The sequence below is a fragment of the Acidovorax sp. ST3 genome (genome assembly GCF_003231145.1).
Lineage (GTDB): Bacteria > Pseudomonadota > Gammaproteobacteria > Burkholderiales > Burkholderiaceae_C > Acidovorax.
The window spans coordinates 1-698 of sequence record NZ_QKVP01000036.1 but is presented as its reverse complement, the minus strand read 5'-3'; the positions used below and the strand labels follow the sequence as shown (position 1 = coordinate 698).

Annotated in this window: 1 pseudogene; it reads left to right on the top strand. The window is 66.3% G+C overall.

The window, feature by feature from the left end:
• Positions 1 to 698, top strand: a pseudogene (locus DNK89_RS24440) (hypothetical protein); the annotation flags it as partial.

Genomic DNA, 698 nt, shown 5'->3' with positions numbered 1-698 from the left:
CATTCGAGCAGTCGCTGACGCCGACGATCCGCTTCTTCGCCGACGGCCTCTATTCGCGGAGCACCTTCGACATCCGCAACCGGGCCGACGCCAAGGCGATCATCGTCGGGACGGCCAATCCCTACTTCATTGCGGGCGTCCCAGGCTCGGCGGCTTCCGAGACGGTCAACTACTCGTTCGTCAAGGACTTCAACAACCGCAGCGAAGGGGTTTCGCAGAACTATACGGTCACCGCGGGCTTCGACTTCGACCTGCCGTTCAAGTGGAGCGGCGAGTTATCCGGGACGACGGGACACGACCACCTCGTCAATCGCGGCCTCGGCCTGGTCAACACGGCTCGCCTCGGCGTCGCGTCGGGCGACCCCGCCGCCGGGCCGCACCCCGTTGGCCTGCCCTATTTCAACCCGTTCGGCGACGGCTCGTTCACCGATCCGCAGACCCTGGCCTATGTCCAAGGGAGCACCCGGAACCGCCAAGTCTACGACGTCAGCTCGCTGTCGGTCTCGGCCAGCGGTCCGCTGTTCGACCTTCCCGGCGGAACCGTGCGCATGGCCGTCGGCGCCGACTGGCGCAAGGAGCGGTACGAAAGTGCGCGGGTGGACGACACCACAAGCCTGCTGCCTGAGACCGTGACGGCGTTTTCCGACAACGGCTTCGGCGTGGGGGCGTTCAAGCGCACCGTGAAGGCGGCCTATGCC